The 22202-nt window shown below is 64.5% G+C and carries 26 protein-coding genes; 13 read left to right on the top strand and 13 right to left on the bottom strand.

Going from position 1 to position 22202, the window contains the following annotated elements:
- Positions 1-4: 4 nt before the first annotated feature.
- The 7 genes from QMF81_RS04700 to glgP form a co-directional block, all read right to left on the bottom strand.
- Positions 5-370 (bottom strand): Hsp20/alpha crystallin family protein, encoded by a 366-nt coding sequence (locus QMF81_RS04700; RefSeq protein WP_281752502.1) that lies wholly within the window; start codon positions 368-370, stop codon positions 5-7.
- Positions 371-781 carry an Hsp20/alpha crystallin family protein gene (locus QMF81_RS04695; protein WP_281752500.1) on the bottom strand — a complete coding sequence of 137 codons (411 nt, stop codon included), beginning with the start codon at positions 779-781 and terminating at the stop codon, positions 371-373.
- Between the two features lie 78 nt (positions 782-859).
- Entirely contained in the window at positions 860-1639 is a 780-nt protein-coding gene (locus QMF81_RS04690) for an ElyC/SanA/YdcF family protein (protein ID WP_281752498.1), read from the bottom strand.
- A gap of 35 nt (positions 1640-1674) precedes the next feature.
- On the bottom strand, positions 1675-2748 hold the full coding sequence (gene aroC, locus QMF81_RS04685; RefSeq protein WP_281752496.1) for a chorismate synthase: 1074 nt from the start codon (positions 2746-2748) through the stop codon (positions 1675-1677).
- A complete protein-coding gene (locus QMF81_RS04680; RefSeq protein WP_281752494.1) occupies positions 2735-3373 on the bottom strand; it encodes an RNA methyltransferase in 639 nt (212 codons plus the stop codon). The genes aroC and QMF81_RS04680 overlap by 14 nt, the downstream gene beginning before the upstream one ends.
- On the bottom strand, positions 3370-4140 hold the full coding sequence (locus QMF81_RS04675; protein ID WP_281752492.1) for a TlyA family RNA methyltransferase: 771 nt from the start codon (positions 4138-4140) through the stop codon (positions 3370-3372). The genes QMF81_RS04680 and QMF81_RS04675 overlap by 4 nt, the downstream gene beginning before the upstream one ends.
- Positions 4137-6695 (bottom strand): alpha-glucan family phosphorylase, encoded by a 2559-nt coding sequence (gene glgP / locus QMF81_RS04670; RefSeq protein ID WP_281752490.1) that lies wholly within the window; start codon positions 6693-6695, stop codon positions 4137-4139. The genes QMF81_RS04675 and glgP overlap by 4 nt, the downstream gene beginning before the upstream one ends.
- Between glgP and dut the strand changes: the two genes are divergently transcribed.
- From dut to QMF81_RS04615, 11 genes are all read left to right on the top strand, one after another.
- On the top strand, positions 6694-7182 hold the full coding sequence (dut, locus tag QMF81_RS04665) for a dUTP diphosphatase (protein WP_281752488.1): 489 nt from the start codon (positions 6694-6696) through the stop codon (positions 7180-7182). The two genes, glgP and dut, sit on opposite strands and share 2 nt — an antisense overlap.
- A 21-nt stretch (positions 7183-7203) precedes the next feature.
- Positions 7204-8406, top strand: a complete 1203-nt coding sequence (locus QMF81_RS04660; RefSeq protein ID WP_281752929.1) for an aspartate aminotransferase family protein — start codon at positions 7204-7206, stop codon at positions 8404-8406.
- Positions 8407-8497: 91 nt separating this feature from the next.
- The gene (locus QMF81_RS04655; RefSeq protein WP_281752486.1) at positions 8498-9226 is read left to right on the top strand and encodes an amino acid ABC transporter ATP-binding protein; all 729 of its coding nucleotides are present in this window, start codon (positions 8498-8500) and stop codon (positions 9224-9226) included.
- Positions 9227-9248: 22 nt separating this feature from the next.
- On the top strand, positions 9249-10067 hold the full coding sequence (locus tag QMF81_RS04650) for an ABC transporter substrate-binding protein (protein ID WP_281752484.1): 819 nt from the start codon (positions 9249-9251) through the stop codon (positions 10065-10067).
- Positions 10068-10125: 58 nt separating this feature from the next.
- Positions 10126-10830 (top strand): amino acid ABC transporter permease, encoded by a 705-nt coding sequence (locus QMF81_RS04645; RefSeq protein ID WP_281752482.1) that lies wholly within the window; start codon positions 10126-10128, stop codon positions 10828-10830.
- A 10-nt stretch (positions 10831-10840) separates the two neighbouring features.
- Positions 10841-11581, top strand: coding sequence for an amino acid ABC transporter permease (locus tag QMF81_RS04640; RefSeq protein WP_281752480.1), 741 nt, complete (start codon positions 10841-10843; stop codon positions 11579-11581).
- The gene (locus tag QMF81_RS04635; protein WP_281752478.1) at positions 11571-12422 is read left to right on the top strand and encodes a 50S ribosomal protein L11 methyltransferase; all 852 of its coding nucleotides are present in this window, start codon (positions 11571-11573) and stop codon (positions 12420-12422) included. Before QMF81_RS04640 ends, QMF81_RS04635 begins: the two co-directional genes overlap by 11 nt.
- Complete coding sequence (locus QMF81_RS04630) at positions 12422-13066, top strand: endonuclease III domain-containing protein (RefSeq protein ID WP_281752476.1); 645 nt, start codon at positions 12422-12424, stop codon at positions 13064-13066. The genes QMF81_RS04635 and QMF81_RS04630 overlap by 1 nt, the downstream gene beginning before the upstream one ends.
- 32 nt (positions 13067-13098) lie before the next feature.
- Positions 13099-14187 (top strand): peptidoglycan DD-metalloendopeptidase family protein, encoded by a 1089-nt coding sequence (locus QMF81_RS04625; RefSeq protein ID WP_281752473.1) that lies wholly within the window; start codon positions 13099-13101, stop codon positions 14185-14187.
- Positions 14188-14236: 49 nt separating this feature from the next.
- Entirely contained in the window at positions 14237-15511 is a 1275-nt protein-coding gene (locus QMF81_RS04620) for a S41 family peptidase (protein ID WP_281752471.1), read from the top strand.
- A gap of 11 nt (positions 15512-15522) precedes the next feature.
- Positions 15523-16806, top strand: a complete 1284-nt coding sequence (locus tag QMF81_RS04615; protein WP_281752469.1) for a divergent polysaccharide deacetylase family protein — start codon at positions 15523-15525, stop codon at positions 16804-16806.
- A 72-nt stretch (positions 16807-16878) separates the two neighbouring features.
- Here the strand turns inward: QMF81_RS04615 and gap are convergent, their stop codons facing one another.
- The 3 genes from gap to QMF81_RS04600 are packed head-to-tail and all read right to left on the bottom strand — an operon-like array spanning position 16879 to position 18574.
- Entirely contained in the window at positions 16879-17898 is a 1020-nt protein-coding gene (gene gap, locus QMF81_RS04610; protein ID WP_281752467.1) for a type I glyceraldehyde-3-phosphate dehydrogenase, read from the bottom strand.
- Between the two features lie 12 nt (positions 17899-17910).
- Complete coding sequence (locus tag QMF81_RS04605) at positions 17911-18471, bottom strand: GAF domain-containing protein (protein ID WP_281752465.1); 561 nt, start codon at positions 18469-18471, stop codon at positions 17911-17913.
- Entirely contained in the window at positions 18449-18574 is a 126-nt protein-coding gene (locus QMF81_RS04600) for a hypothetical protein (RefSeq protein ID WP_281752463.1), read from the bottom strand. The genes QMF81_RS04605 and QMF81_RS04600 overlap by 23 nt, the downstream gene beginning before the upstream one ends.
- A 9-nt stretch (positions 18575-18583) precedes the next feature.
- Between QMF81_RS04600 and ndk the strand changes: the two genes are divergently transcribed.
- Both ndk and proC read left to right on the top strand, forming a co-directional pair.
- On the top strand, positions 18584-19000 hold the full coding sequence (ndk, locus tag QMF81_RS04595) for a nucleoside-diphosphate kinase (RefSeq protein WP_281752461.1): 417 nt from the start codon (positions 18584-18586) through the stop codon (positions 18998-19000).
- Positions 19001-19054: 54 nt separating this feature from the next.
- Positions 19055-19834: a pyrroline-5-carboxylate reductase gene (proC, locus tag QMF81_RS04590; protein WP_281752460.1), complete on the top strand. Its 780-nt coding sequence runs from the start codon at positions 19055-19057 to the stop codon at positions 19832-19834.
- Here proC and QMF81_RS04585 read toward each other — a convergent pair.
- From QMF81_RS04585 to QMF81_RS04575, 3 genes are read right to left on the bottom strand one after another with little or no spacing between them, the layout of a single operon-like run.
- Positions 19831-20145 (bottom strand): hypothetical protein, encoded by a 315-nt coding sequence (locus QMF81_RS04585; RefSeq protein WP_281752458.1) that lies wholly within the window; start codon positions 20143-20145, stop codon positions 19831-19833. The genes proC and QMF81_RS04585 overlap by 4 nt on opposite strands.
- Entirely contained in the window at positions 20142-20618 is a 477-nt protein-coding gene (locus QMF81_RS04580; RefSeq protein ID WP_281752456.1) for a MauE/DoxX family redox-associated membrane protein, read from the bottom strand. The genes QMF81_RS04585 and QMF81_RS04580 overlap by 4 nt, the downstream gene beginning before the upstream one ends.
- Positions 20615-22201, bottom strand: a complete 1587-nt coding sequence (locus tag QMF81_RS04575; protein WP_281752454.1) for a rhodanese-like domain-containing protein — start codon at positions 22199-22201, stop codon at positions 20615-20617. Before QMF81_RS04575 ends, QMF81_RS04580 begins: the two co-directional genes overlap by 4 nt.
- Position 22202: the final 1 nt, after the last annotated feature.

The raw sequence follows: 22202 nt of genomic DNA, 5'->3' as shown, positions 1-22202 counted from the left end.
AGTATCAGGATTGGGTGTCCGCGCTTGCCACCGGGATGGTGCGCGGCTTGCCGTGGTGGGACTTGGGGAGAAACAGCTCCAACTGGCCGTGGCGGAAGGTGGCGCGGATGTGTTCCCGGTCCACGGTGTGGGCAACGGTGAAGGAGCGCACGAACTCGGCGTCCCCGAATTCCAGGTGCAGCGGCTTGCGGCCCGGCTCCCGGGCGAGGAGCGCGCGGCCGCGCACCACCAGCTCCGTGCCCCGCAGCTCCACGGACAAACTCTCCCGGGAGACGCCAGGGAGGTCCAAGACAATGACAAAACCGTCGGGAAGCTCGATGATGTCCGCTGCCGGCCGGCCTTGGGGCAGCGGGATGCGGGCGGTGTCCATCTATTCGCCCTCCACGAGGATACGACGCTGGCTGGCGGCTTGGGTTTTGGGCAGGGTGATGGTGAGGATGCCATGGCGCAGGCTGGCGTGGACGCCGTCACCGTCCACCGCAGCCTCCATGGTGATGACCCGCTGAAACGGCCCCACCGGCCGCTCCTGGCGGAAGTAGCGGCCTGGTTCCGCCTGCCGCTCGCCGCGGATGATGAGGGATTTGTCCTCCAGCGTCACCTCCACGTCTGCGGGGGCCACTCCCGGCACCGCAGCAGTCACCACCAGGGCGGTGTCGGTCTCTTCCACATTGACCGGGGGGAAGGCGAAGGCCCGCTGCCGCACGTTGGGGTTGTGCCACAGGGCGTCCAAGAGCTGATCCAAGGCCTGCATGTCGTTCCAGGCGCGCACATCGATAACCATATCCAAACCCTCCTGGTCCGGGTTCCTTAGCCAGGATTGGGGGCAGTGACAAGGGGACAGCGGCGATACACTCCGTCCTCACTCCCAAAGCTGGAGCCGGCCGGTGATCCAGCCCCAGAGCAGGCCCAAATACTCGTGCAGGGCGCGGTGGCAGGCAAGGAGATTGCGGGCGTACGGCAAAAAGGGCAGGCCGTCCGGGGAAAAGCACTCGTAGGCCGCAGGCGCCGGGATGGGGGAGAGCCCGCAGGCACGGGCCAGACGCACGGCCCGAGGCATGTGGGTGGCGGAGGTGACGAGCACCAAGGGCTCGTGGCCCACGCGGCGGGCCACCTCCGCCATTTGCTGCGGGGTATCCAGGGAGGCGTTTTCCACAGCCACCCGCCCGGCATCCAGCCCCAGGCTCACGGCGGCCGCGGCCAGCACCTCTGCATGCGGCGTGCCGCCAGTGGGGCTTCCCCCGGTGCACAGCACCTGGGCCCGCGGCGCCCGCCGGGCCAGACGCAACGCCTCGGCCAGGCGGGCGGTGGCCACGGTATCCAGGCGCAAGAGGGGCGGGAGCGCGGCGTCGTGGTGGTGGCTACTTCCCAAGACCACGATCCAGCGCACGCCCGCCAGCCGGGCGTCATCCAGCCGAAGAGGCGCATACGCGCGCTCCAAGGGCGCCACCATCCAGGCCGCCACCGGATCGAGGCTGACGGCGTAGAGCAGCGAAGCCGCCAGCACGAACGGGGCCACGGCCCGCTTGGGCCGGCCCACCAAGGCCAGGAGCATCCCCCACAGGGAAAGGCACACGCTCACGCCGAGCGGCATGAGCCCCTGGCCCAAAATGCGCTTGATCCAAAAACCGGAAATCTCCATCGCGCATGCCCCTCACCCGCCAACGCGAAGCCGCCTCACGCCAGATTCCCCCAAGGACGTATGGCGCGGTGCATCAGGAGCATATCCGCCAGGACAAGGCAGACCATGGCCCGCAAAACCGGCACGATGCGCGGGATGGCGCAGATATCGTGGCGGCCGCCCACGCGGATCTCCCGTTCCTGCCCGGAGATGTCCCGGGTGCGCTGGGGCACGGCAATGGAGGGGATGGGTTTGACCGCCGCACGCACCACGATGTCCTGTCCGGTGGAGATGCCGGCCAAGATGCCGCCCGCGTGGTTGGAGGCAAAGCCCTGGGCTGTGAGCGGATCGTTGTTCTGGCTTCCCCGGCTGCGGGCCGCGGCAAAGCCGGCGCCGATCTCCACCCCCTTGACCGCGCCCACACTCATGACCGCAGCCGCCAGACGGGCGTCGAGCTTGTCGAACACCGGCTCACCCAAGCCGGCAGGCACCCCCTGGGCCACCACCTCCACAATACCGCCCACAGTGTCCCCGGCAGCGCGCACCTCGGCCACCAAGGCCTCCCACGCCGGCAGCACCTCGGCATCCGCAGCGAAAAAGGGGCGATTCCACGCCCCGGCCAGATCCCGGCCCACGGCGGCAATGCCGCCCAGTTCCACCGACGCCGCATGCACGCTGACGCCGACGGTCTCCAGGATGGCGGCGGCAATGGCCCCGCCCACCACCCGGGCCACGGTCTCCCGGCCCGAGGCCCGGCCACCACCACGGTGATCGCGCCGGCCGTATTTGGCCTGATAGGTCACATCCCCGTGCCCGGGCCGAAAAATCTCGCGCAGACTGTCGTAGTCTCCGGAGCGCTGGTTTTCGTTTTCCACCACAAAGCCGATGGCCGTGCCCGTGGTGAAGCCCTCGAACACCCCGGAGAGCAGCCGCACCCGGTCGGGCTCTTTGCGCGTGGTCGCCGCAATGCCGCCGCTTCCCGGCCGGCGGCGGTCCAGGTCTTCCTGGATGCGCGCCTCCGAGAGCGCAATCCCCGGCGGGCAGCCGTCCACCACCCCGCCCAGGGCCGGGCCATGAGACTCGCCAAAGGTGGTGAGCCGCAAGACTTCGCCAAAACTATTTCCGGCCACGGAGCACCTCCGCATAGGGTTTGCCGCGCAGACAATAATCGGCGTACAAGACCTCCTGCGCCTCGGGGTCCAGGGCCGGACGCTCCAAGAGCCCGGCAGCGCGGCGCTGGCGCATGGCCTCATAGAGGATGATGGCCGCAGCCACGGACACGTTGAGGCTCTGCACCATGCCGTACATGGGCACGCACACGGTGTGCGACACCAAAGCCGCCAGATCTGGGTCCAGGCCGCGGTGCTCGTTGCCCAAGATCACGGCCGTGGGCCGGGTGAAGTTCCACTCCATGACCGGCACCGCATCCGAGCTCATGCCCGTGGCCACCACGGAAAACCCCTGGCCTTGGAGGTGTGCCACCAGCGAGGCGGCGTCGCGGTGCCGAACAGTATCCACCCATTTGCGCGCCGAGGCCGACGAAGCCTCGGAGAGGTTCGGAAACGACTCCCGGGTATAGAGAAGATGCACCCTGCCCACCCCAAAGGCGTCGCAGCTACGCAAGATCGCGGAAACATTGTGCGGGTCGTGGATATTGTGCAGCACCAAGGTGAGATCCAGCTGGCGAGCGGCCACCACCCGGCGCAGTCGGGCCTTGCGGGTTTCAGTGAGCAAGGCATCAGGGGCAAGGTTCATGAACGGCTTTTCTCCCATCGCAAAAACAGAAAGTATTCTTGATTGCCTTTGGGGCCAAGCACCGCCGAAGGGATGGTGGCCAGCGGTGTCAGCCCCAGTTCTTCCTCCGCAAAGCGGCGGATGCCCTCCACTGCGGCCAGACGGGCAGCTTCGTCCCGCACCACCCCGCCTTTTCCCACCAAGCGCGGCCCCACCTCGAATTGGGGTTTGACCAGGGCGAGCACCAGGCCGCCCGGCACAAGCCAGGTGAGGCACGGGGGCAAGATGTGGCGCAAGGAGATGAACGAGCAGTCCGCCACCACCACGTGCACGGCCTCCGGGAGGAGATCCGCCGGGGCATGGCGCAGGTTGACACCTTCCAGATTCACCACCCGCGGGTCCTCGCGGAGTCGGGTGTGAAGCTGACCGCGGCCCACGTCCACGGCGTACACCCGGGCCGCGCCATGCTGGAGCAGGCAGTCTGTAAATCCGCCCGTGGACGCCCCGGCATCGAGGGCCACCACGCCCGCAAGGGGAAGCTCCAGGCCACGGGCGGCGATCCCCTCCAGGGCGGACAAGAGCTTGTCTCCCCCGCGGGAGACGAAACGCGGCGGCGCGGTGGCGGAAAGCACCGCCCCAGCCGGAAGCAGCTGGCCGGGCTTCGCTACCCGCTCCGTGCGGCCCTCCACGGTGCAAAAGACTTCCCCGGCCATGATGCGGCGCCGGGCGGCCTCGCGGCTGGGCGCAAGCCCCTCGGTGACGGTCAGGAGGTCGGCCCGCTGCTTCATGCCCCAGTCCAGCGCACCAGCCCCAAGTCATGGGGATCACGCAGCAACGGATGCCGGGGCACCACACGCACGGTAAAGCCGAATTTGCCCGTATCCTCGGCCATGGTGCGGCCCTGGTAGCGCATCCACCCATCCTCCGTCAGCCCCACCGGATCCATGGGAGTGGTGCGACGGGTGATGAAGCGGCCAAGACCATCCACCGGCCCGGCGTAGATCTCCACACTCACGTCCTCCGGGGTGAGGCTGCCCAGCCACACCTGCGCCTCCACGCTTACGGCGTCGTGCACGTACACCTCGCCGGTGTGCGCAGCCCGCACTTCCCGCACCGCCAAGGCGTCCCACCCGGTCATCAAGCGCATGCGCCAGGCGGCGAAATCGCGCACCGGGGCGAAGTGATCCTTGGAGAGCCGGCGCACTGCCTCCATGGCCGGACGATAGGCCACCCGGGCATAGTCTTCCAGCATGCGGTGACCGTTGAACACCGGGCCGAGCACCTGCAGGGCGCGCTTCATGCGCCGCACCCACTCGCGCGGGAAGGAGCCGCGGCCGCGCTCATAAAAGAGCGGCACCACGTCTTTTTCCAAGATATTGTACAAAATCTGGCTTTCCACGAAATCCTGGTACTCGGCATCGTCGTATTCCTCGCCGCTGCCGATGGCCCAGCCCAGGCTGTTGTCCGGCCGCCAGGCCTCGTCCCACCAGCCATCCAGGGTGCTCACATTGAGCACGCCATTGGCCATGGCCTTCATGCCGCTGGTGCCGCAGGCCTCCAGCGGTCGGCGCGGGGTATTGAGCCATACATCACAGCCCTGCACCAAATGCCGGGCCACGTGCATGTCGTAGTCTTCGAGAAAGACCATGGAGTGCCGGAACTCCGACGACTGGCACAGATTGATGAGTTCCTGGATGATGCGCTTGCCCTCGGTATCCTTGGGATGGGCCTTGCCGGCGAAGACGAATTGCACCGGCCGCTCCGAGTCGTTGACCAGGCGGGAGAGCCGGGCCGGGTCCTTGAGCAGGAGAAAGGCGCGCTTGTAGGCGGCAAAACGCCGGGCAAAACCGATGGTGAGGGCCGCAGGATCGAGCACGTTCTCCGCCGCCTCCAACTCCCAGGCACGGCCGCCGCGGGCCTGGATCTGCCACCGCAAACGGGTGCGCACGAAGTCCACCAGCCGCTCGCGCAACCGCTCATGGGTGCGCCAGAGCTCGATGTCCGGGATGGCGCCGAACTTTTCCCCCACCCGCTGATGGTCCGGGTCCTCGCGCCAGGAGGATCCCAGAAACCGATCGTAGAGGGAGGAGAGGTCCGGGGCCACCCAGGTGGGGAAATGCACGCCATTGGTCACCGAGATAATCGGGATGTCTTCGGCGGGAAATTGCGGCCACACTGCGGCCCACATGCGGCGGGAGACCTCGCCGTGCAACAGGCTCACCCCGTTACTGACCCGAGAAAGGCGCAAGGCCAACACCGTCATGCAAAACGGCTCACGGTCGTCATGGGGGTTTTCCCGACCCAGGGCGAGAAAGACCTTCCACGCCAGGCCCAAGTCCTTGGCGAACTGCGCAAAATAGCGCTCCACCAGCTCCGGCGGGAAACGGTCGTTGCCCGCGGGCACCGGCGTGTGGGTGGTGAAGACCGAACCCTGGGCCACCAGCTCGGCGGCGGCCTCGAAGGGGAGCCCTTGGGCCATAAACTCCTGCACCCGGGCAAGACCGGCAAAGGCCGAATGCCCTTCGTTCATGTGGTACACCGCAGGGGAAATCCCCAGGCGGCGCAGGGCTTCCACCCCGCCAATGCCCAGCAGATACTCCTGCTGCAGGCGCATCTCCAGGTCCCCGCCATAGAGCCGGGCCGTGATCTCCCGCCGGGCCGGGGAGTTCTCCGGCACATTGCTATCGAGCAGGTAGAGCGGCACGCAGCCTACCTGCGCCCGCCAAATGCCAAAAAAGAGCGGAGCCCCGGCCATGGGCACCTGGGCGACCAGGCGCCGCCCCTGGGCATCGCGCACGGGAATCAGGGGCATCTGGTCGAAGTCATTGATGGGATACCGCTCCTGCTGCCAGCCGTCGTGGGTCAGATACTGCCGGAAATACCCTTCCCGGTACGCAAGCCCCACGCCCACCATGGGCAGGTTGAGGTCACTGGCGGCCTTGAGGTGGTCTCCAGCCAGCACCCCCAGCCCGCCGGAATACAGCGGCAGACAATGGGCAATGCCGTACTCGGCGCTGAAATAGGCCACCACTTGGTCCGCAGAAAACCCAGGAATGCTCGCCCCCTGGCGCTGCAAATAGCGTCTTTGGTCCTGGACGATGGTTGACAGGCGCTGGAGAAAAAACTCATCCTGCGCCAATTCTTCCAGCGCGGTCTGGGGGATGCGGTTCAAAAAGAGCACCGGGTTGTGTTCGGTGCGCTCCCAAAGATCCCGGTCCATCTGCACGAAGATGTCTTCGATCTCATGGTGCCAGGAAAAATAGAGGTTCTGGGCCAGCTCTTTGAGGCCCAAAAGCGGCTCAGGAAGCCGCGGAATAACCGTATACGTCTGGAGCGGTTGCATGCATTCTCCTTCTTGGTCCACATTCCCGGAAGCACCCTGCCCCGTACGAGTCCGCTTTTTCTCCTCGCTCTACGGCGCTGCAGGGCTCTGTCCGGCCACCGCCGGATCGTGCGGCCTCGACCTTCGCGCCTGCATGGCAGAAGCGACGATTACGCTTGTCCCAGGGGCACGCCACCCTTTCCCTACAGGTATCGCTGTGGAGCCTCTCATGCCGGGGGTGGCAGGTTTTGTCTATTCCCGAAGCGGCCTCGGCGCCCGGCAAGGCCTGGTGGTGGCCCAGGGCGTTGGCGTCATCGACCCGGATTTTCGCGGTGAAATCACGGTGATGCTCCTCAACCTCTCGCAGGAGCCGCGCACCGTCACCCAAGGCATGCGCATCGCCCAGCTCGTCTTCCAACCCGTGATTCCGGTGCAGTGCATCCCCGTGTCCGAGCTCACCCCCACCGAGCGCGGCGCCGGCGGCTTCGGTCATACCGGAACCCACTAACCCAAGGATGATGACCACATGATGACTTCTTCCCAACTCATGGAGCGCGAGGCTCAACTCTTGTGTCCCACCTATGCCCGCTACCCTCTGGCGGTGGCCTGGGCAGAAGGCATGGACCTCTACACCCCGGAAGGGGAGCGCTACACGGATCTGCTCTCCGGCATCGCGGTGTGCGCCCTGGGCCATTGCCACCCCGAGGTGACCGCCGCCATCTGCGCCCAGGCCGGCACGGTGGTCCACGTCTCCAACCTCCTGTACCACGAAGCGCAGCTCGTCCTGGCGGAAAAACTCCTGGCCACCGCCCCGGGCATGGAGCGGGCCTTCTTCTGCAACTCCGGCGCCGAGGCCAACGAAGGGGCCATCAAGCTCGCACGCCGCTTCATGCGCGAAGTGCGCGGACAAGACCGCTTTCGCATCATCACCCTCGCGGGCTCTTTTCATGGCCGCACCCTGGCGACACTCACGGCCACCGGTCAAGACAAGGTCAAGATCGGCTTTGGCCCCCTGCCCGAGGGCTTCACCACCGTGCCCTTCGGCGACGCCGACGCCCTTGCGGCCGCCATGGACGAGCACACCGCGGCCGTGCTCGTGGAGCCCATCCAAGGAGAAGGCGGGGTACGTCCGCTGCCGGCGGACTACGCCGCAGCCATGCAACGCCTCTGCCGCGAGCGGGGGGTGCTCCTTATCTGCGACGAGATCCAGACCGGCATGGGCCGCACCGGACACTTCTGGGCCTACCAGGGCCTTGGCCTTACCCCGGACATCATAACCATTGCCAAAGGCATTGCCGGCGGCCTGCCCATGGGGGCCGTGCTGACCACCGCCCAGATAGCCCAAGGCTTTCCCGCCGGCAGCCACGGCACCACCTTTGGCGGCAACGCCCTGGTGAGCCGCGTGGCCGCCACGGTGCTCGACATCATCGAGCGCGACGGCCTGGTGGCCCGCGCCGCCCGGCTGGGCACGTGGCTCAAGGAGCGCCTGCAGGCCGTGGCGCAAAAGCACCCGGGCCGCATCCAGGAAGTGCGCGGCGCAGGCCTCATGGTAGGCATCGAGCTCACGACTCCGGGCAAGGCCGTCTGGCAGGAGCTTCTGGCCCGCCGCTATCTCGTGAACCTCACCCAAGAGACGGTATTGCGGTTGCTGCCGCCGCTCATCGTGGACGAGTCCCACCTGGAAGGTTTTTGCACCGCCCTGGAAGAGGCCCTGGCCGCCACCTCGGCCTGAAGGAATCCAGCCTCGTTTGACAGTACCCGCAACTCCTTGTAGCAAGCATCCTGCATACTCGGAACGATTTTTTTCATTTTTGAGAAACACCATGCCCATGATCGAGATCCACAACGTCCATAAATGGTACGGGGACTTCCATGTCCTCAAGAACATCAATGAAAGCGTCGAGAAAGGCGAGGTGCTCGTCATCTGCGGCCCCAGCGGCTCCGGCAAGTCCACCCTGGTGCGCTGCGTCAACCGCCTCGAAGAGATCGACCAAGGCGAGATCCTCATCGAAGGCAAGAACATCCATGCCAAAGATCAGGACATCAACCAACTGCGCGCGGAAATCGGCATCGTCTTCCAGCAGTTCAATCTCTATCCCCACCTCACGGTGCTGAAAAACATCACCTTGGCGCCCATGAAGGTGAAAAAGATCCCTCGAGACGAGGCCGAGGCCACAGCCCTTGCCCTTTTGGAGCGCGTGGGCATCGGCAACCAGGCCCACAAGTATCCGGTGGAGCTCTCCGGCGGCCAGCAGCAGCGGGTGGCCATTGCCCGGGCCCTGGCCATGAAGCCCAAGATCATGCTCTTTGACGAACCCACCTCCGCCCTGGACCCGGAGATGATCAACGAGGTGCTGAGCGTCATGAAGGATCTGGCCCGAGAGGGTATGACCATGCTCTGCGTCACCCACGAGATGGGCTTTGCCCGGGAAGTGGCGGACCGGGTCATCTTCATGGACCACGGCGAGATCCTCGAACGCGGCACCCCGGAGCACTTCTTCACGAGTCCGCAGCACGAACGCACCAAGGCGTTTTTGAAGGAAATCCTCTAACCCCCAACCAAAGGAGCGTACCATGAACGGATTTTGGCAGCGGACATTGGTGATCCTTGCCGCCCTGGCCTTGGGCGCAAGCGCGGCCCATGCCGGCAAACTGGACGAGGTGAAAAGCCGCGGCAAACTCATCGCCGGCGTCAAAGACTCCCAGCCGCCTTTTGGCTACGTGGACGAGCAGACGCGCCAGATCGTCGGCTTCGAGATCGACATCTGCGCCGCCCTGGCCAAGAAGCTGGGCGTGGGACTGGAACTCAAGCCCGTGACCTCCGCCACCCGCATCCCCATGCTCGAGCAGGGCGCCATCGACCTCATCGCCGCCACCATGACCCACAAGATCGAGCGCGAGGAAAAGATCGACTTCTCCATCACCTATTTCCCCGCCACCCAAAAGCTCCTGGTGCACAAAGACTCGGGCATCAAATCCGTGGCGGATCTCGCGGGCAAGAAGGTGGGATCGGCCAAGGGTTCCACGTCGGAGCAGAACATCAAGAAGGCCCAGCCGGAGTGCACGGTGGTGTCCTTTGAGACCTACCCCGAGGCCTTCCTCGCCCTCAAGCAAGGCAAAGTGGCGGCCGTAACCACCGATGCCCCCATTTTGCTCGGCATCCGCAACTCCGACGACCATCCAGAACAGTGGATTATCGTGGGCGAAGACATTGCGGCAGAACCCTACGGCATCGGCCTGCCGGAAAACGACTCGGATTTTCGCGATTTTGTCAACATCACCCTCATGGAGATGTGGAAGTCCGGAGAATATCAGCAAATCTATGCCAAGTGGTTCGGCCCGGACACCAAGTTCCCGCTGCCGCTCAACTGGACCATGGAAATCTGGCCCTAAGGCCCAACGCATCCCGGGCGGCCTTGGGGCCGCCCGTAACCTCGCTCCGTAGACGCTCATGAACTATACCTTCAATTGGGCCCTGATTTTTTCCGGCGAGTACGGCCGCTGGTTCGTGGACGGTCTTACCGTCACGCTGGAGCTCTCCGGCATTTCCATTTTTTTTGCCCTGCTCCTGGGGACGCTCCTCACCGTGCTGCGTCTGTCCCGGGTACGGCCGCTCGTATGGTTTTCTGCAGGGTATGTGGAGTTTTTCCGCAACACCCCGCTCATGGTGCAGATCTTTTTCTGGTATTTTGGGTCTGACCCCGTTTTCCCAGAATTTTTCAAGAAGTGGCTCTACCAGCAAAACATCGAATTCGCCACGGCGATCATCGCCCTTTCCACGTACACAGCGGCCTTTATCGCTGAGGAACTCCGTTCCGGAATTCTTTCCATCCCCAAAACGCAACTGGAAGCATCCCGCGCCACCGGCCTGACCTTTATCCAAGCAATGCGCTATGTCATCCTTCCGCAAGCCTTTCGCATCATCATCCCACCGCTCATCAGCCAGTTTCTCAATCTCATCAAGAACTCCTCCCTGGCCATGACCATCGGCGTCATGGAACTCACCTACATGGCCCGTCAGGTGGAGGCGCACACCTTCCACGGTTTTGAGGCCTTCACGGTTTCCACCCTCATTTACCTGTCGTTGTCCCTGCTGGTGTCCTTCATCATCAACCAGTACAACAAGCATTGCTTACACATCGGCAGCAGGCGGTAGGAGGACGGAGATGGAGCATTTCTGGCAGTGGTTTTCGGGGCTGTTCGCCAACTGGGGCGTGGTGTGGAAAAATTTCGACTACCTGCTGGTGGGAGCCTACCCCCAAGGTCCTCTGGGCGGGCTTGCCATGAGCATCGTCATGGCCGTCATCGGCATCTTCGGCGCCTTTTGGATCGGCCTTGCCGCCGGACTCATGCGCCTTTCCAAGCGGCCATGGCTCTCCTGGCCGGCGCTGATCTATATTGAGATCATCCGCGGCACGCCGCTGTTGATGGTGATCTTCTGGTTCTACTTCTTCGCCCCGCTGCTCATGAACCAAAGCGTCCCGGAAACGGAAAGCGCCATTGCGGCCTTCATCGTCTTCACCGGCGCCTATATCGCGGAAATCGTGCGCGCCGGCGTGCTCGCCATCCCCAAAGGGCAGATGGAGGCGGCCCGGGGCTCCGGCCTTTCCCATACCCAGGCCATGGTGCACATCATCCTCCCCCAGGCCCTGCGCAACATGATCCCGTCATTCGTCAACCAGTTCGTATCCCTCACCAAGGATACCTCGCTGGCCATGATCATCAACGTCAACGAACTCACCTTGGCCGCGCGCCACGTCTACACCCGCACCATGAAAGCGCCCATGGAGATCTTCCTCGCCATTGCGCTGCTCTACTTCGCCATCTGCTGGGTGCTCACGGCCTTCTCCCGCCGTCTGGAGCGGCGCATGGCCCGCTACCAAGCCCGTACCAGCCATGACCGATAAACTCACCCGTATTCATGTGGCCTTTCCCCCCTCCTGCGAAGACATGGTCACCATGGTCCTGGCCCTCCACGCCTCCTGGGGCTGGGAAGACGAAGGCATGCGCGATGGCGTGCGCCACCTGGTGGTGCACAGCACGCTCCCCGAACACGCCGCCCACCTCCACGCCGCCCTGTGCGAAGTGTGCCCGGCAGTGGAAGTATCCACCACTTCCGTGGACAATGCCGACTGGAACGCCGCCTGGCGGCAATTTTTCTCCCCCTTGTCCATCGGGCGCTTTACGGTGGTTCCCTCGTGGTTGGCGGCGGAGCACGCCGGACCTTGGACCCTGGTCATCGAACCCAAGATGGCCTTCGGCACCGGCCACCACGCCACCACCGCCCTCTGCCTGGAGGCCCTGGACGCCCTTGCCCAGGAAGGGGCCATCGCTCCAGGGCAGCGTTTCCTCGACCTCGGCACGGGCTCAGGCATCCTGGCCTTGGCCGCAAGCCGTCTGGGGCTCACCGGCCTGGCCCTGGACATCGACTCCGTGGCCGTGGACAACGCCGCGGAAAACCTCGCCGTCAACAAGGCCCAGGGCGTGGAAGTCCGCACCGGGACCATCACGGACGCCCCAGCCGCCCACTTCCATCTGGTGCTCGCCAATATCCTCGCCGCCCCCTTGATCGACATGGCGCGCGACATCACGGCCCGCCTCCTGCCTGGCGGGATTTTGATCCTCTCGGGCATCCTCGCCGGCGAGCAGGCCCTTGCCGTGGAAACCGCCTACACCGACCTGGGACTTCCCTCCCCGCAGCGCCACACCCAAGGCGAGTGGGCAAGCCTCGTCTTCCGTACCGCCTAATGCGCCGCGAACCCCTGCTGCGTCAGTACTTCGAGACCATGCTCGCCGCCCTGGGCGAAAGCGGTTGGTGGCCGGCCGAAACCCCGTTCGAGGTGGCGGTGGGCGCCATCCTCACCCAGAATACGGCCTGGACCAACGTAGAGCGGGCCATCGCTGCCCTCAAGGCCGCGGACGTCCTCTCTCCGGCCGCCATGCTCGCCCTGCCCGAAGCGCACCTGGCCGAACTCATCCGCCCTGCAGGCTACTTTCGGGTCAAGGCCAAACGGCTCCGGCATTTTCTCACCTTTCTGCAACACCACGGCGGCGATATCCTCGCCTTGCGCCAAGTCCCGCACATCCGCGAGCGTCTGCTCGAGGTCTCGGGCATCGGCCCGGAGACTGCGGACTCCATCCTGCTCTACGCCCTGGAGATCCCCAGCTTCGTGGTAGACGCCTACACCCGGCGTATCTTCCACCGCCACGGCCTCGTTCCTGAAGACATCAGCTACGAGGACCTGCGCGCCTATTTTGCAGACGCCCTCACCGCAGACGTCCAGCTGTACAAAGAATTCCATGCGCTTATCGTGCGCACGGCCAAAGAATGGTGCCGCGCCAAGCCCCGCTGCGCCCTCTGCCCGCTCGCCCCGCTCCTTCCTTCATCTTGACCCCAAGGGCAGGGCGTGCTCAGGGGCTCTCCATGCCGTACCGCTGCATCTGCCTCTTCGCGCTGTGCTTCTGCCTGGCTGCCGCTGTGGCCATGGGGGCTTCCACGACCCAAGAAAAGCTCCGCGGCACCCAACAGCAAATCGAGGCCCAACGCCAGGCGCTGGAAGAGACCAAACGCAGGGAGGCAGCGGTTCAGGCGGAGCTCAAACGTTTGGACGCCAAAATCCGCGCCCTTGAAGAGCAACTCGCCGAGGCCCAAAAGGCATGGGAAGCCACCCAGGGACGCAAAAGAGATCTGGAGGCGCAACTCGCCCAAATCCAGTCCCGCCACGACCAATTGGCAAGGCGCGCCTCGGAGCTCACCCGGGTCTTGTGGACCGCAACCATGCGCCTCAAATCGCTGCGCGCGGAAACCTGGGCCGAGGCGGACCGGGAAAGCACCTGGCTGGCGGCAGTGCTGCAGGAGCTGCGGCAAAACCGCGCCCAGCTCGCCCATGAGCAGGCGGCCCTCTCCACCCAGACCGAAGCCGTGCGTGCGGCCTCAGCCGAGCTCGAAGCCCAAGGCAAACGCCTCGCTGCCATCAAAGATGACATCACCCGCCAGCGCCTGGCCCAGGTCAAGGAGGCGGAAAAACTGCGCGCCCAGCGCCTGGAGGGGGAAGCGCAGCTCGGGTCCCTGCTGGCGGCCCTGGAAGACCTCCGGCGCAAGGCCGCCCTGGAGGCAGCGCAGAAGATCTCCGCTGCCAAGGGCAAGCTTCCCTGGCCCGTCCAAGGACGGGTCATCAACCGGTTCGCCCCCAAGGCATCCCCGCCGGTGACCGGTATCGACATCGCCGCCAAAGACGGCGATGCGGTTCGGGCCATTGCCGCGGGCAAGGTGGTGCACAGCGACACCCTGCGAGGTCTGGGACACGTGGTCATTGTCTACCACGGAGAAACATATTATTCGGTCTACGCTTTTTTGGCGGACCCCAGTGTGGAGGAAGGCCAGGCGGTCACGCAAGGAACGGCATTGGGACGCTGTGGGTTTTCCCCCAAGGTCAAGGGGCCGGGCGTGCGTTTTGAACTGCGCTCCGGCGCCCAAGCCCTCAACCCGCTGGAATGGCTCGCTCCTCTGTGACGGTGTGGTTATGGCAGCTTTCGTATTTTCCCTCTCCAAGGAGGAATGTATGCGCCTTATGCATGGCATCGGAGCCATGGCTCTGCTCTTCATCCTGGCCGGCACCCCGGCCCAAAGTCTCGCCCGGGACGCCGATCAATATCAGGCCCTCAAACAATTCAGCCAAACACTCGACCTCATTGAAAAAAATTACGTTCAGCCCGTCAACCGCACCGATCTCATCCACGGGGCGATCCAAGGGATGCTGGGGGCCATTGATCCCCATTCCGCCTTCATCGATCTCGACAAGTTCAAGATGATGCAGGAGGAGTTCCAGGGAGAATTCGGCGGCATCGGCATCCAAATCGGCGTCCGTGATCGCCGGCTCACGGTCATCGCCCCCATCGAGGATACGCCAGCGGCTCAGGCTGGACTGCGCGCCGGAGACATTATCCTGGAAATCAACGGCGAATCCACGTCGGACATGAGTATCGAGGACGCGGTGTCCAAGATTCGTGGCCCCAAGGATACCAGCGTCACCCTCACCATCCTCCATACCGACTCCAAGGCCCCGGAGAAAGTCACCATCGTGCGCGGCATCATCCCCTTGGTGAGCGTCAAGACCCGGGAGCTCGAACCTGGATACCTCCTGGTGCGCATCACCGACTTCAAAGCCACCACCACGGCGGACCTGCACAAGAAGCTGCGGGAATACACCACCAAGACCCCACTCCAAGGGATTGTCCTCGATTTACGCAACAATCCCGGCGGCCTGCTGGATCAAGCCGTGTCCGTCAGTGATACCTTTCTGCGCGATGGTCTCATCGTCTACACCCAGGGCCGAGATCCGCAAAGCCGTCAAGACGAGCTGGCCACGGCCCAAAGCACGGATATCACCTGCCCTATGGTAGTCCTGGTCAATGCCGGTTCGGCATCGGCCTCGGAAATCGTGGCCGGCGCCCTGCAGGACCGCAAACGTGCCATCATCGTCGGCGAGCGGACCTTCGGCAAGGGCTCGGTGCAGTCCATCATCCCCTTGGCCGACGGCTCTGCCATCAAACTCACCGTGGCCCTCTACTATACCCCAAGCGGCCGCTCCATTCAGGCCGAAGGGATCCAACCGGACATTGAGGTCCCCTTGGTGACCAACGCCACGAGCGCAGAGGAGAGCTCCATGCTGCGCCGCGAAGCCGATCTCTCCCGCCACTTGGACAACCCCAATGGGGAGCTTGGGAAAAGCCCGGAGAACGACGTGCAGGAGATCCTTGGCCGGGACAATCAACTGCGCCTGGCCTTGAGCCTGGTGAAATCCCTGCCGCACATCACCCAAATCCAGGCGCGCTAGCCTCTCCAGGCATGGCCCGCCGCCAATCCTCGTCCAAAAAGCGCTCCTCCCGCCGCCCCTCCAAGGCGGCAGGAGGACGCATCGCCTTGGCGCTTGCACTCCTCACCTTGGTGGCCATCACCTTCTGGGGGTTGCGGGCGGTGCTCGCCCCTCCCCCGGCAGCCAAGGTCCCAGCACCTGCCCCGCGCCCGGCGCCTCCCCCTACGCCGCCTGCCGCCCCAAGCCCGGCACCGTCGTCCAAACTCCCCCTCGACCTTCCCTATGAAGCCCAAGGCGAAAACGCCGAAATCCTCGTCCACTTCATCGACGACGCCATCGCCCGAGCGGCGGAGTCCTGCGGCCTGGACGCACAGCGCCTCCACATCAGTTCCGTGGATACCCGCGCCACGAGCCTGGGGGAAATCCAGTTCCAGACCATGGAGATCCCTGCCCCGGACCCGGCGCGGTTTCGCGTTGCCCTAGAGCAGATCCTCGCGCGCCTGCCCCGCACCCCACGACTTTTTTCGCGCACCCCAGACGCCCGTGACCTGGAGGTCCGCATCCAGGGGATCGCGACCCACCGCATCATCCTCCAGCCAGAGCCCCCGCTCCTGCCGCCCACCACGACCGCTTCCGGACAATTGGTGATCATCATTGACGACCTCGGCCAGGATCTCGTGGCCGCCCAAACCCTGGCGAGCCTTCCTATCCCGGTGGTCTTCTCCATCCTTCCCTACACCCCCAAGGCCCAGGCCACGGCCCAAATCGCCCACCGCGCCGGGCGCGACGTCCTCGTGCATCTGCCCTGCGAGCCCCACGGCTTTCCCCACCCCAACTCCGGACCAGGCACCCTGATGGCGCACATGGACCCTGCCCGTATCCACGCCCTGGTGGAGGAAGCCTGCACACGCGTGCCGTATGCCATCGGCGCCAACAACCACATGGGGTCTCGCTTTACCGAAGACGCTGCCGGCGTGACCGCCATGCTCGAGGCCCTGCGCCGCCGCGATAAAATCTTCGTGGATAGCGCCACCTCCGCCAGGAGCGCCGTCCCTGCCGTCAGCCGGGACGCCGGCCTTCCCTACCTGCGGCGCACCATCTTTCTCGACAATGTGGCCTCCACACCGGCGGTCCTCGCCCAATTGCGCAAGGCCGAAGCCCTGGCGCACCAAAAAGGGATGGCCATTGCCATTGGCCATCCCTATCCGCAAACCTTGCGAGCACTCGCCATCTGGGCCCGGGAGCGGGCGGGGCGGACGCAGGTGGTCTCCTTGAGCCGCCTTGCGCCCCGATTCGCCCAGATCCCCAGCCCCTAACGGTTCCTGGAGTGCGGCCTCTCCCCTCAAGATGCACGGAGACTTCGGGGGGCGAACCTCTTTGCGTCCCAGTTAAAGCCCTTTCTGCGCCATGTAATGGGCCAGGTCCGCCACCCGACAGGAGTAGCCCCACTCGTTATCGTACCAGATGTACACTTTGGCCAAATTGCCGCATTGGACAGCGGTAAATTCCGCCTCCACGATGCCGGAATGGGGATTGCCCAGAAAGTCCGAAGACACCAACGGCTCTTCGCTGTAGGCAAGGATGCCGCCAAGCTCCCCGTTTGCGGCCTCGCGGAAGGCCGAGCGCAGCTCCTCGGTGGTGGTGTCGCGCTCCAGCACAGCCACGAAATCCACCAAGGAAACCGCAGGGGTAGGAACACGCACCGAATAGCCGTCAAAACGGCCGGCGAGCTCGGGCAGCACCTTGGCCACGGCCTTGGCCGCACCCGTGGAGGTGGGGATCATGTTGCAGGCCGCAGCCCGGGCCCGGCGCAAATCCTTGTGCGGCAAATCGAGGATGCGCTGGTCGTTGGTATAGGCATGCACCGTGGTGAGCACGCCTTTGACCACCCCAAAACGGCTGTGCATCACCTTCACCGCCGGGGCCAGGCAATTGGTGGTGCACGAGGCATTGGAGACTACGTGATGCCGGGCCGGGTCGTAGGCATCCTGGTTTACGCCGAGCACGATGGTCACATCCTCTTCCTTGGCAGGAGCGGTGATGATCACCTTCTTGGCGCCAGCCTCCAGATGCTGCCGGGCCGTGGGGCCGGTGCGAAAGATACCCGTGGCCTCCACGACGATATCCACCCCCAAGCTTCCCCACGGGATGAGCTTGGGATCGCGCTGGGCAAAACTCTGGATTTCCCATTGCCCTCCCACGCGGATGACGGAGCCGTCCGCCTCGATACGCTCGGGAAAATGCCCATAGGATGTGTCATGGCGCAAAAGATGGGCGTTGGTCGCCGTGTCGAACAAGTCATTGATAGCCACTACTTCCAAGCTATCCCGATGCCGCTGCCAGATAGTTTTGAGCACCTGCCGGCCGATGCGGCCAAAGCCGTTGATGCCGATACGCGTTTTCGTCATGACGAGCTCCCTCTAGTCTTCAAAGGTCTGGTAGTCGTAGGCATGGATGAGTTCCATCTGCCGCTTCAGGGTCTGATGCATGCGGGCGTTCTCGATGGCAATGGCCGAGATATCCGCGATGGCCTGCAAGAACTTCCGCTCTTCGGCGTCGAATTCCCGCGGGGTATCGGTGTATACCCGCAGCACCCCGATGGGCCGCGTGCCTTCCACCATCAGGGGGGCCACCAGGATCGACGCCAGCCCTTCTTTGGCCGCGTCCTCGCGGTACTGAAACCGTTCGTCCGTACGGGCGTCCAGGATAGTCACCATCTGGCCAGCAAGGGCCTCCTGATCGATTTTGCTGCGTGCCACCTCCACGGGCCCCTTGCGGGCATATCGATCACTCAAGCCATAAAACGCCGCGGGCTTGAGCACTGTACCTGTGCGATCGAGCAAACGCAGAAAACATCCTTTGACTCCCATAGCCCGGGTCACCTGCTCGGCAATGCGCGCCAGCACCTCGCTGGGGTCCAACGACGAGTTCACCGTGCGGCTCACCTCGTAAAACACCTCATACAACCGCTTGTCCGCCATCACGCACTCCTTGATTTTGAACGTTCAACCAAAAAAAAAGAATCCCTGCCTCATCTTGTTTTTCGCTCTCTTTCAGGATAGATAAGAAAGAATTCTTTTTCAAGGAGTTTTCATGGAACGGACACTTGCTCTCATCAAACCGGACGCCGTGGAGCGGGGTCTCCAGGGGGAAATCATGGCCATGATCCAGACCGCAGGGCTGCGCATCATCGCCATGAAGATGCTGCACCTCTCCAAGGCCCAGGCGGAAGCCTTCTACGCCGTGCACCAAGCGCGCCCCTTCTTTGCAAGCCTCACCACGTATATGAGCTCGGGCCCCATCGTGGCCCTGTGTCTGGAGGGCGAAAACGCCATCCAGCGTTACCGGGACCTCATGGGCGCCACCAACAAAGACCAGGCGGCGGAAGGCACCATCCGCAAGAAGTACGCCCTGGACATCGAACGCAACTCGTGCCACGGCTCGGACAGTCCCGAAACAGCAGCTGTGGAGATCCCGTTTTTCTTCAGCGCGTTGGAACTCGTCGGCTAGTCACGGGCGGGGGTGACCAGCCCCCGCTCTCACCCCAACATCACGGAGGCGGTCATGGCCGATATCGCCATCATTGGACTGGGAAACATGGGTGGTGCCCTGGCGCGCGGCTGGGGCACGACGCACGTCGTGTACGGCTATGACCCCAATGTTCATCAGGACGCCCTCGGACCCCACGTCCAGCTGACCTCTTCCGCAAACGAGGCTGTGAGCAAGGCGCAGTACGTGATCCTGGCAGTGAAGCCGCAGATCGCCGAGGCGGTCACCCGGGGACTTGGCCTTCCTGCCGGGGCCGTCCTCGTCTCCGTGGCCGCCGGCATTCCGGTGGCGCGTCTCAAGGAATGGTCTGGCGGCGCGCCGGTGGTGCGCGTCATGCCCAATACCCCCGCGCTCATCGGCCAGGGAGTCTTTGCCCTCTGTCTGGACGATCCGGACCTCTCCGACGAAGCCAAGACCACGGTCCCCAGTCTCTTTGCGGGACTGGGACAGACCCATATCCTTCCAGAGCGGCTCCTCGACGCCTATACCGGCCTCATCGGCTCCGGGCCGGCGTATGTCTTTGCCTTCATGGAGGCCCTCATTGACGCTGGAGTGCTCGTGGGTATTGCCCGGCCGGAGGCCACGGCCATGGTGCGCGCGCTCATTGCCGGAAGCGTGGCCATGACCCAAGAGCCTGGCGCCCACCCGGCGCTCTTGCGCGAAGCCGTCACCTCCCCTGGGGGGACCACCATCGCCGGCCTTGCCGCCCTGGATGCCTGCGGCTTTCGCCACGCCATCTTCGAGGCCGTGCGCGCCGCCACCCGGCGCAGCGAAGAACTCGGGCGCGGCGCCTAGCGCCGAAACTCCACCATCCCCCAGCCGGGGACGTCCACCCGAAGAAAATCCGGGGCGATCACCCGCCCCTCCAGCACTCCGCCGCGACGGGTGTAGAGGCGCAGCCGCTCCCCATCCACGGACCACGAAAAAACGGATTCCTCCGTCCCCACCTGCCACTTGCCGGTCCCATCCGGGGCCAAGGTCATGACGATCTGCACGGGCTCGCCGCTGTTTTGGGACTGGCTCGTGTACCTCCCCGCCACGTCCATGCGACCGCCACTACAGCTCATAAGAACAAGCACCACGGCGAGGGTCCACAAGGTTTTCATCGCTCAAGCTCCGCAGAAGAAAGGAGGAACAAGCGCTCCAGGTGCAAAAAACGATCGTAGCCAATGACGTACAGCGCCATGCCCAGCCAAACCAAATCCCGGGCCACGGTCAGCCATGAGGCAGGCTCCCCGGACGTCTCAAAGCAGCCGCATCCCACCGGCAGCCCCCGCCACAGCACCGAAGCCACCGCCACGCTAAACATGGCCAAAAGCGCGGCCACGGTCCATGCCGCGGCCTTGGCGCGCACCCCGAGCACCAGACACAACCCCGCCAAAAGCTCCAGCCACGGGAGCACCACCGCCATCACCGGGACCAGCATGTACGGCACCAGTTGATAGTCCACCACCGCGTCGGCAAAGGCAGCGGGAAACTGGATTTTGTGCAAACTTGCCAGCACGAACAGCCCGCCCAAATAGAGGCGCAGCACCAAAGCGATCCAAAAGTGCCCGCGCCAAGCCAGCCACTGCCTCATGGCCGCACCTCCGCCGGAAGAGTTTCGAGCACCAACACCGTCTCATGCCCCCGCTCCACCAAGAGGCGGGCGGTTTCCACGTCGTAGAGCCGGCTCCAGGTGCGTCCGAACACCACCACCGGCTGCTCCGGGTCGAGATTTCCCAAAAGCATAGGGTAAACCAGATCGAAAAATTGCGGAGGCACATTGACAGCGCCCGGAAGGCTTCCCCGCTCAAAGTACTGCCGCGGCCGCGCATCCACCACCACCGCATCCTTGGGGATGGCGGCCACCACCTGCACGCTTGCCGGCACGGAAGGGGGCAGCAGCTCCACCCCCTGCGGATTTTGGCTGTTGAAGGCAAAGCCCAGGGCAGCGCTAAGCAGCAGCAAAAACACGAAGTCCATCACCCGCGCCCGGGCCACCTGCCACGCCTTGTCCTCCAGCGCCCCCAGCACCTGCCGCACCCGCTGCTCCAGCTTGGTGATGCGGCTCTGGGCTGCGGTGAGCTCCTCCACCATCTGCTCCAGGCGCAGGTTGCGCTCCTCCAGATCCCGGTTGAGGGCGACGATGGTGGCAAAGGCGTCGGCCCCGTGGAGGTGGAGCACCAATTGCTGCATGCAGGCGAGCAACGAGGAATCGTGGTTTGCTGCCGCCTCCTGCAAAGGCTCTCCCAACAGGGCCGCACCAAAGAGCCCTTCGCGCACCTGAAAGAAAAAGCCGCGGCGCGGCGTAAAATCCAGCCCCATATCCGGGCTGTCCTCCAAAGAGACCTCCTCCACATGCAGCGGGGGGATCTGTTTGGTGACACACCGGGAAAGGCAGGCAAAAAGCAGGGCATCCGCCGCGCGCTTTTCCGGTCGAAAAACGCTTCCCCGCGCCTCGGCCAGCACCCAATCCCGCTGTCGGTCCACGAGCACCAGCACCCCCTTGGTATAGGCAAAGCCCCCCAAGATGAGCGGCAAGGCTCGGGCCGCGGTCTCGTCCAGGCTTCGCCCCTGCCCCAACTCCAAGGCCAGCTCCCGCTGGGTGCGCAGGTGCAAGACCTGGCGGTCCAACTCCTCGTTGCGGCGCACCAGCTGTGCGGAAAGGAGCTCTTCCCGCATACCGGCCAAGGCAAATCGCAAGCTTACCTGGAGCAGCACCCCGAGGGTGTGCAAAAAGCGCATGTCCTCGTCGTCATACGCACCTGCCCCCAAAGACGGGCCCAGGAGAAGCAGCGCCGCCTGCTCACTCTCCACCGGCAGACCCAAAGCGGCCGCTACCGGCCACGGCCACCGCGCCCATTGCGCGGCGTTCACGGCCACCGGATGGCGTGACGAACGCACCCGCTCCAGCACAGGGAGCAGAAGCTCTGGCGGCACCGCCTCCGGATCACAGGCAAGCCCCTTGCCAATACAGTCCTGGATGCCCTCGCCCACGACCAGGAGCGCGCATCCACTCGATGCTCCAAGCCCCCCCATGGCGGAGAGTAGCACCGTTTCGAGGATGGCCCGCGGCTTGCGCGTGGCCTCAATCTGGGCTGCCACATCCCGCAGCACTTCCAAATGATAGGCAGTGCGTTCCAGATCATCGCGCAACGGCTGGCAGCTATCGCCGAGCATG

This window comes from Thermodesulfomicrobium sp. WS, from assembly GCF_027925145.1.
In the GTDB taxonomy this organism is placed as follows: domain Bacteria; phylum Desulfobacterota; class Desulfovibrionia; order Desulfovibrionales; family Desulfomicrobiaceae; genus Thermodesulfomicrobium.
This window is presented reverse-complemented; position numbering and strand designations above follow the sequence as displayed.